Origin of the sequence: Deinococcus pimensis DSM 21231 (genome assembly GCF_000519345.1) — a bacterium.
Lineage (GTDB): Bacteria > Deinococcota > Deinococci > Deinococcales > Deinococcaceae > Deinococcus_A > Deinococcus_A pimensis.
The window spans coordinates 414,531-423,183 of sequence record NZ_KI912633.1 but is presented as its reverse complement, the minus strand read 5'-3'; the positions used below and the strand labels follow the sequence as shown (position 1 = coordinate 423,183).

Genomic DNA, 8,653 nt, shown 5'->3' with positions numbered 1-8,653 from the left:
GCGCGCGTCGTGGAGGTCCGCGCGGCCGGGGACGCCACCGAGGCGTGGCTCGCCCTGCCGGGCAGCGCGGACGAGACGGCCCTCACCCTCGTGCCCGGTCTTCCCGTCGCGCCGAAGGGAGCGTCCGCGTGACGGGCGTCATCCGCGACCTCCTCACGCAGGGCACGCTGGAGACGCTGCTGATGGTGGTGCCGAGCGCCCTCGTGGCGCAGCTGCTCGGCACGCTCCTCGGCGTGGTCCTCGTGATCACGCGGCCCGGCCACCTCAAGCCGAGCGCCGCGCTCAACCGGGCGCTCGGCGTGATCGTGAACGTGGGCCGCTCCCTGCCGTTCATCATCCTGCTCGTCCTGCTGATTCCCTTCACGCGCCTGATCACCGGCACGTCCATCGGCTCGACCGCCGCGATCGTGCCGCTCACCGTCGCCGCGATCCCGTTCACCGCGCGGCTCGTGGAGAGCGCCCTGCTCGACGTGCCCACGGGCGTCGTGGAGGCCGTGCGCGTCATGGGCGCCCGCACGTGGCAGATCGTCGTCAAGGTCCTGCTGCCCGAGGCGCGGCCCGCGCTGATCCTCGGCTTCACCGTCATGACGATCAGCCTCGTCGGCTACAGCGCCATGGCGGGCGCCATCGGCGGCGGCGGCCTCGGCGACATCGCCATCCGCTACGGCTACCAGCGCTTCGAGACGACCGTGATGATCGCGACCGTCGTGATCCTCGTGGCGCTCGTGCAGCTCGTGCAGTTCCTCGGGGACCGGATCGCGCGCCGCGTCGACCACCGCTGAACCCACCATTCGAAGCTCATACGTACAGGCGCCCCGGACGTGGGCGCCGGGGAGAACCCGTCATGAACAAGCTCGTCCTGTCCGCCGCGCTGCTGTCCTCCGCCCTGATCCCGACCGCCCTCGCGGGCACCCTCAAGGTGGGCGCGACGCCCGTACCCGCCGGGGAGATCCTGGAGTTCGTCAAGCCCATCCTGAAGAAGCAGGGCGTGGACCTCGTGGTGGTGGAGTTCAACGACTACGTGCAGCCCAACGTCGCGCTCGGCGAGGGCAGCCTCGACGCGAACCTCTTCCAGCACGTGCCGTACCTCGACGAGTTCCAGCGCACCCGCCCCCTGAACATCGTGCCCGTCCGCAAGATCTACGTGCCGCCGCTCGGGCTCTACAGCCGCAAGGTGACCGAGGTGTCGGGCCTCAGGAAGGGCGCCACCGTCGCCATCCCGAACGACCCCAGCAACGCCGCGCGCGCCCTCAGGCTGCTGGAGCGCGCCGGGCTGATCCGGCTGCGCGAGGGCGCGGGCGTGCGCGCCACGCCGCTCGACATCGTCAGCAACGTCAAGAGCATCCGCATCCGCGAGCTGGAGGCCGCGCAGCTTCCCCGCGCGCTGCCCGACGTGGACGCCGCCGTCGTCAACACGAACTACGCGCTCGCCGTGGGCCTCGACCCCACGAAGGACAGCATCTTCCTGGAGAGCCGCTACAGCGTCTACGCGAACGTCCTCGCGACCACCAAGGACAAGCTCGGAAACGCCGACCTCAGGAAGCTGGAGGCGGTCCTCACGAGCCCCGAGGTGAAGGCGTTCATCCAGAAGAAGTACGGCGGCAGCATCATCCCCACGTTCTGATCCCCACCCTCTGGAGTCCCGCATGCGCAAAGCAATCCTCCTGACCGCCCTCGTCCTCACCTCCTCCGCGTCCGCCGGGACGCTGCGTGTCGGCGCGAGCCCCGTCCCGCACGCCGAGATCCTGAACTTCGTGACGCCCATCCTGAAGAAGCAGGGCGTGAGGCTCGTCGTGCGCGAGTTCACCGATTACGTGCAGCCGAACCTCGCGCTCGCCGACGGCAGCATCGACGTGAACTTCTTCCAGCACGTGCCGTACCTGAACGAGTTCCAGAAGAACCGGCCGCTCGGCATCGTCGCGTCCACGAAGGTACACGTGGAGCCCATGGGCCTGTACAGCCGGAGGGCGAAAAAGCTCTCCGCGCTGCCCTCGGGCGCCACGATCGCCCTGCCGAACGACCCCAGCAACTCGGGCCGCGCCCTGAAGCTGCTCGAGGCCGCCGGGCTCATCAAGCTCGACCCGAAGGCCGGCATCAACGCGACGGCGCTCGACGTCACCTCCAACCCCAGGCGCCTGAAGTTCCGCGAGCTCGAGGCGGCGCAGCTTCCGCGCGCCCTCGCCGACGTGGACGCCGCCGTCATCAACACGAACTACGCGCTGGAGGCGAAGCTCGACCCGCTGAAGGGCAGCCTCGCGCTGGAGGACGGGCGCAGCCCCTACGCGAACGTCCTCGCGGTGAAGCCCGCCACGCTGAAAAACCCCGACTACGTGAAGCTCCAGAAGGTGCTGAACAGTCCCGAGGTGAAGGCGTTCATCCTGAAGAAGTACAGGGGGGCCGTCGTCCCGGCGTTCTGAACGGGTGAGCAGAGGGGCCGTCTCCCGAGGGGACGGCCCTTCCTGTAGGTTTTCCGAGAACTGCATGGACGTTCCCTCCGGGACTCCCTCAAGCTCACCTGATGGCGTGCCCCGCCACAGTCCTCCATGCTTGATGTATCGGAGGTGAACGTGAAACGCTTCTGGCGTGACAACAGCCTGAGCATCGTCGTGGGCGCCATCTTCCTGCTGCTGTGGGTCGGGCAGTCGCTCGTGGGCTTCTTCGTGCTCAACGACGACCGCCACGACCACGGCGGGCCGCCCGTGACGTACGGGCGCTACCTCACGACCGCGCACTTCTGGGAGGCCACCACGGAGAACTGGGAGAGCGAGTTCCTGCAGATGGGCTCGTACATCCTGCTCACCGTGTGGCTCAAGCAGAAGGGCTCGGCGGAATCGAAGAAGGTCGACGAGGAGGAACCCGTCGACGAGGACCCCCGCGCGTACCGGGACCGTCCGGACGCGCCGGGCCCCGTGAAGCGTGGCGGGCTCGCGCTCACCGTCTACCAGAACTCGCTGTGCCTCGCGTTCTTCACGATGTTCGCGGCGTCTTTTGTGCTGCACGCGTGGAGCGGCATGGAGGAGTTCAACCAGGAGACGCTCGCGCACGGCGGGCAGGCCGTGACCTTCGGGGGATTCCTGACGTCCTCCACCTTCTGGTTCCAGTCGCTGCAGAACTGGCAGAGCGAGTTCCTCGCGGTGGTGAGCATCGTGGTGCTGTCCATCTGGCTGCGGCAGAAGGGCTCGCCGGAATCCAAGCCGGTCGCCGCGCCGCACGCGGCGACCGGGGAGAGCTGACTTACCAGCTTCCGATCCAGGTGGTGTTCGTGGGACCCGCGTCGTTCGAGCCGCTCGTCACGACGAGCCGTCCGTTCACGAGGTCCGCGATGGGCGACTGCCGCGCCGCCGGGAGGGCCGTGAGGGACGTCCAGGCGTTCGAGGCGGGATCGTACCGCAGCACCGTGCTCGTCTTCTTCTGTCCGGTCGTGACGCCGCCGATCACGAGGATGCGGCCGTCCTGCACGAGCGTCGAGGTGGACGTGTGGCCCAGCGGCAGGGGCAGCGCGGCGCGCGGGGTCCATGTGTTCGTGGTGGGATCGTACGCGTGGACGTCGGCGAGGTTGCCGCCGTGCTCGTCGCCAAGGTGCTGCCCGCCGACGGCGTAGATCAGGCCGCCCACGGTGACGGCCGCGAGGTGGTTGCGGGGATTCGGGAGGGAAGCGGCGGCGCGCCACGACGTGCCCCCGTCGAGGTCGAGGACCCAGTGGTCGCCGGAGTCGTACAGGTACGAGAAGCCGCTGCGGACCGTCCCGCCGAAGAAGTGCAGCTGCCGCCCCACGCGGGCGAGCGCGCCGCCGCCGCGCGCGGCGGGCAGGTCCGGGCCGCGGCTCCAGGTGTTCCGGACGGTGTCGTACTTCCAGACGTGGTTCGTCTGCGGACCGGGGTGGTCGCCGACGAACCCGCCCGCGAGCCAGACGACGCCGCCGTCCACGGCGGTGCCCGCGTGCGTGACGGCCTCGGGCATGTCCGCGAGCCGCTCCCATGTGCCCGTGGCGGGGTCGAGGGCGTCGGAGCGGGCGGTGACGCGCGGGATGTAGTCGGTGGAGGGCATGCGGTCGAAGCCGCCGAGGACGTACAGGCGGCCGTTCACGGCGGCGCCCTGCGCCTCGAACCGATTGATCGGCGCGGACGGAGCGTTCGACCAGGACAGCACGGACGGCGCGGACGGCGGGGATGAGGGCGGCGGTGGCGCGGACGAGGTGGAGGCCGCGCAGGCGCGCGCCATGGGGTCGGCCCAGTCCGCGTGGTCGTAGGCGATCCCGTCCCCGGCGTCCGTCACGACGAGCCGCAGCTGGCGCTTCCCGGCGATGGGCACGTCCACGGGGCGTCCGGCGTCCGGGCCCCGCAGGACGGGGCTCTCGTAGAGCTTCTGGCCGTCCCCGTACACCTGGAAGACGACGCTGCCCCGGTCGCCCACCTCGTCGTCCACGCCGACGGTGGCGGTGAAGCGGTCGCAGCGTCCGCCCACGTCGAGGGTGACGCTGCTGCCCGCGTGCACGCCGAAACCGCGCGCGAAGGTCACGCCGCCCAGGGTGAGGGGGCGGCCGTCCCCGTCGGCCTGCTCGCCGTTGCTGCGGTCGCGTTCCAGTGGTCCCCAGCCGTTCGTGACGCTCACGAACCCCTCGTAGGAGAGCGAGTTGTCGCCCGCGTCGATGGAGAGCGCCCCCACCGCGCCCGCGGCGGGCTGCGCCGCCGCGCGTTGCGGGGACTGCGCGCAGCCCGCCGCGAGGGCGAGGAGAAGCGCCGCGCTCCAGGGGCGAAGGTCGGGCGGACGGTTCGCTGCCGTGTTGTCGCTCATAGGCCTCCCGTGTCCACTCCCCATCGTGAACACGGGCTCATGAGGCCAGCTTCAGGCGGTCAGCGGGCGCGGTAGATCGCGAAGGTCTTGCCGGGCAGGTTCACGGTGAGGCGCCCGCCGGAGGAGGTGACGGTGGCGGGCGCGCCCTGCGCGGCCTGATCGTCGAAGGTGCGGCTCGCGAGGTAGGAGCGGTCCGCGCTGGAGATGCCCGTGTTCGCGCCGATGTCGAGCGTCACGCTCGCCGAGCCGGGGTTGTTGTTGAACACCACCACGACGCGGCTCGCGGTGGTCGAGTCGGTGTAGCCGCGGTAGAACGCGAAGACGTTCGTGCCGCCGTTGGGTCGCCACATCTCGGCGTAGGAGCCCTTCCAGAGCGCGGCGTTGTTCGTGCGGACGCTCGCGAGGCGCGTGACGAGGTCGTAGGTGAGGCCGGGGTTCGGGAGGAAGCCCGAGTAGGTGCCCGCGCGGCCCGCGCTCGTCCACGCCCACGAGGGCATGTCCCTGCGGTTATCGGGGTCGCCCCCGCCGTACATGCCGATCTCGTCGCCGGAGTAGACCTGCGGGATGCCGGGCAGCGTGAAGATCGCGCCGAGGCCGAGGTGCAGGCGGCGGCGGATCTCGTCCTCGGCGACGCCGTAGCCGGGCTCGTTGACGAAGCGGGGCACGTCGTGGTTGTCGAGGAGGTTCACGGTGAGCAGCGAGCGGTCGAGGCCGAGGGTGCCGACGTAGTCCTGCACGCTTCCGGCGAGCGCGTCGGCGCTGCCGCCCTTGCCGAAGGTGCTCACGAGGGCGTTGCGGAGGGGGAAGTTGAAGGTGCTGTCGAAGCCCGCGTCGAGGAAGGGCCTCAGCTGGGACGCGCCGCCCGTGAGGAAGGCCTCGGCGAGCAGGAAGGTGTTGGGGCGGGCGCCGAGCACGCCCGGCACCCAGGAGTTCTGCCAGTAGCTCAGCGGGACGTGCTTGGCGGTGTCCATGCGGATCGCGTCGATGCCGTACGCGCTCGTCCACGAGCGGCTGAGGTTCGTGAGGTAGGACGCGACGGTGGCGTCCTCCTGCCGGAAGTCGGGGAGGCCCGCGAGGGGGCAGTTCACGTCGTCGCCGGTGCAGTCCGCGTGGAACCACGAGGGGTTGCTGGACACGACGCTCGCGCCGTACCCGGCGTGGTTGGCCACCATGTCCATCATGTACTTCATGCCGCCATTGTGGAGGTCCGTGATGAGGCCCGACAGATCGGCGGACGTCCCGAGCTTGGGTTCGACGGCGGTGTCGGCGGGGTTCCTGAAGTTGGGCCAGTAGCCGTGGTAGCCGCAGGAGTTGCCGTTCACGAGGCCGACCTGCGCGTAGACGGGCGTGGTCCACAGCGTCCCGGCACCGAGCCCCTTGATGTAGGGGAGCTTCTGGCGCAGCCCCGCGAGGTCGCCTCCGTGGAATTTCGTGCCGCTCGCGGGATCGTAGCAGTTCGCCTGTCCGAGGTTGTCGTTGGCGGTGTTGCCGTTGGCGAAGCGGTCGGGCAGCGCGAGGTAGATGACCTGACGGCGCCACGTGTCGACGTTGGTGCCGCTCACGGCCTGCGCGGTGACGGGCGCGCTCGCGGAGGGCGAGCGGTCGGGAGTGCTTCCACACGCGCCGAGGAGCAGGGGGAGCGTGACGAGGGACAGCGTGAGGGAGGGACGGACGGCGCGGCGTACGTTCACGTGAGCTCCTGAGGCCGCGCTGAGCGGCCGGGTTGAAGTTGAAGACCGCGTCATCCTAGGCGAGGGCCGTCCGCGAGGAACGTGAAGAAGTTCGCGGGCTCGCCTTGATCGTTTCTTAGCGGGGCAACTTCGTGAGGAGGGACGAAAGCGAAACTTCATGAGCACGAGCGCGTGAAAAATTCCGTGCGCTGTCCAGACAGGTGACGGGTACGGTGTCCACGACTCCGGTCAATTCACTTCCCCGCCCCCGGGCGGACAGGAGATTCATGCGTAGAATCGCGCTCCTCACGAGCACGGCCCTCGTTCTCGCCGCGTGCGGCATCTCTCCCTCCACCGAGCAGGCCACGCGGCCCGCACCCGCAGCGCCGGGCGTGAGCGCCCTGTCCGTCCTGACCTGGCAAGCCCTGCGGCAGGGCGACAGCGGCCGCGACGTCGTCACCGCGCAGTACCTGCTGCGGCACGCCGGGTACACCCTCAGCGTGGACGGCGCCTTCGGCGCCGGGACGGACTCGGCGGTGCGTTCCTTCCAGTCGTCGCGCGGGCTCACGGTGGACGGCATCGTCGGCGGGAACACCTGGGAGAAGCTGATCGTGACGGTGCGGCAGGGCGACAACAACAACGCGGTGCGCGCCGTGCAGGACCAGCTGAGGAGCGGCTACGGCTACACCTCCGTGACGGTGGACGGCGCCTTCGGGTCCGCCACGGACGCCGCCGTGCGCGACTTCCAGAGCAAGCGCGGCCTCAGCGCCGACGGCGTCGTCGGACTCAACACCTGGCAATCGCTCGTGACGGGCAGCAGCGCGACCGGCAGCACCACCACCTCGGGCCTCGCGCAGCAGATCCTGAACACCTCGCGCATCACGCTCGGGACGAGCAGCAGCACCGTCAGCGGCAACCCGCGCCAGAACATGCTCGACACCGCCGCCGGGCGGGCCGCCGTGCGCGGCTGCAACTCCGACGCGAACTGCGGCCTCACCGTGTACCTCAAGCGCAGCATGCTCGACGGGATGCTCAGGGTGGCCGGGAGCAGCAACAGCTTCTACGTGACCTCCATCGCGGGCGGCGTGCACTCGCAGTACTCCGACCACTACGCGGGCCTCGCGTTCGACATCGGCATCTGGAACGGCGTGAGCCTCTCCTCGCCCAACAGCGCCCACACCGCCGCGCGCAACGCCTGCCTCGCGGCGGGCTCCGACCCCTCGCAGACCTTCAACGCGTACTACGACCCGCCCGGCGGGCACAGCAACCACGTGCACTGTGCGTGGAACTGACATGAATCACATCACCTCCAGACGTGACGTCCTGCGCGCGGGCATGGCGCTGGGCGGGCTGGCCCTGCTCGCGGCGTGCGGCGTGAAGGTCGGGCCGCCGGACGCGCCCGCGAACGACGTCGGCGCGCTCGCCGTGACCGTGCCGCCCGTCGCCTCTTGCGACGCGTGGAAGGCGCAGCCCGCGCGGGACGCGGTGACGGTCCTCGCCACGCGCCCGACGCGGGTGCTGGTGCACCACACCGCCACGCCGAACAGCACGGACCTCAGCCAGGCGCACGCGTACGACCTCGCGCGCTCCATCCAGCAGAGCCACTTCGACAACGGCTGGATCGATTCCGGGCAGCACTTCACGATCAGCCGGGGCGGCTGGGTGACGGAGGGGCGGCACGGGAGCCTCTCGGCGGCGCAGGGCGGCGCGCGGCACGTCGTGGGCGCGCACTGCCCCGGGCAGAACGAGGTCGCGGTGGGCATCGAGAACGAGGGGCTGTACTCGTCCGTCACGCCGCCCGCCGCGCTCTACGACCGTCTGGTGGAGCTGTGCGCGTGGCTGACGCAGCAGTACGGCATCTCCCCGACGGAGCTGTACGGGCACCGCGACTTCTACTCCACGGAGTGTCCCGGCGACGTGCTGTACGGGATGCTGCCGCAGTTGCGGCGGGACGTGGCGGCCCGGCGCGGCCTGAGCGTGCGGGTGTGGCCGACCGTCCGCGGTCCCATGACGGGCGAGCGGGTGCGGACGGTGCAGCACCTCCTCGGGGCGCGCGGGCAGAGCGTGACGGTGGACGGCTCGTACGGGACGGGCACGCAGAACGCCGTGAAGGCCTTCCAGTCGGGCGTGGGTCTCACCGCGGACGGCCTGGTGGGCTCCGCGACGTGGGAGCGGCTCGTCGTGACGGT

At 70.4% G+C, this 8,653-nt stretch carries 8 protein-coding genes; 6 read left to right on the top strand and 2 right to left on the bottom strand.

The annotated features are described in order from the left end of the window. Nucleotides 1–128: 128 nt before the first annotated feature. The 4 genes from DEIPI_RS0106945 (at nucleotide 129) to DEIPI_RS0106930 (ending at nucleotide 3,233) form a co-directional block, all read left to right on the top strand. Entirely contained in the window at nucleotides 129–782 is a 654-nt protein-coding gene (locus tag DEIPI_RS0106945) for a methionine ABC transporter permease (RefSeq protein WP_027481300.1), read from the top strand. A 62-nt stretch (nucleotides 783–844) separates the two neighbouring features. After that, nucleotides 845–1,624 (top strand): MetQ/NlpA family ABC transporter substrate-binding protein, encoded by a 780-nt coding sequence (locus DEIPI_RS0106940; RefSeq protein WP_027481299.1) that lies wholly within the window; start codon nucleotides 845–847, stop codon nucleotides 1,622–1,624. A gap of 22 nt (nucleotides 1,625–1,646) precedes the next feature. Further along, nucleotides 1,647–2,417, top strand: a complete 771-nt coding sequence (locus tag DEIPI_RS0106935) for a MetQ/NlpA family ABC transporter substrate-binding protein (RefSeq protein ID WP_027481298.1) — start codon at nucleotides 1,647–1,649, stop codon at nucleotides 2,415–2,417. Between the two features lie 126 nt (nucleotides 2,418–2,543). Beyond that, nucleotides 2,544–3,233 (top strand): DUF6766 family protein, encoded by a 690-nt coding sequence (locus DEIPI_RS0106930; RefSeq protein ID WP_245588523.1) that lies wholly within the window; start codon nucleotides 2,544–2,546, stop codon nucleotides 3,231–3,233. A 1-nt stretch (nucleotide 3,234) separates the two neighbouring features. Here the strand turns inward: DEIPI_RS0106930 and DEIPI_RS35415 are convergent, their stop codons facing one another. Both DEIPI_RS35415 and DEIPI_RS0106920 read right to left on the bottom strand, forming a co-directional pair. After that, entirely contained in the window at nucleotides 3,235–4,794 is a 1,560-nt protein-coding gene (locus DEIPI_RS35415; protein ID WP_052351645.1) for an NPCBM/NEW2 domain-containing protein, read from the bottom strand. A 59-nt stretch (nucleotides 4,795–4,853) separates the two neighbouring features. Then, nucleotides 4,854–6,485, bottom strand: a complete 1,632-nt coding sequence (locus tag DEIPI_RS0106920) for an alpha-amylase family glycosyl hydrolase (protein WP_045233750.1) — start codon at nucleotides 6,483–6,485, stop codon at nucleotides 4,854–4,856. 266 nt (nucleotides 6,486–6,751) lie between these two features. On the opposite strand from DEIPI_RS0106920, the gene DEIPI_RS0106915 reads away from it, so the two are divergent. Continuing rightward, on the top strand, nucleotides 6,752–7,756 hold the full coding sequence (locus DEIPI_RS0106915; protein WP_027481295.1) for a peptidoglycan-binding domain-containing protein: 1,005 nt from the start codon (nucleotides 6,752–6,754) through the stop codon (nucleotides 7,754–7,756). A gap of 1 nt (nucleotide 7,757) precedes the next feature. Continuing rightward, nucleotides 7,758–8,653 (top strand): peptidoglycan recognition protein family protein (locus DEIPI_RS0106910; RefSeq protein ID WP_027481294.1); only part of this gene is annotated, 896 nt, incomplete at its 3' end.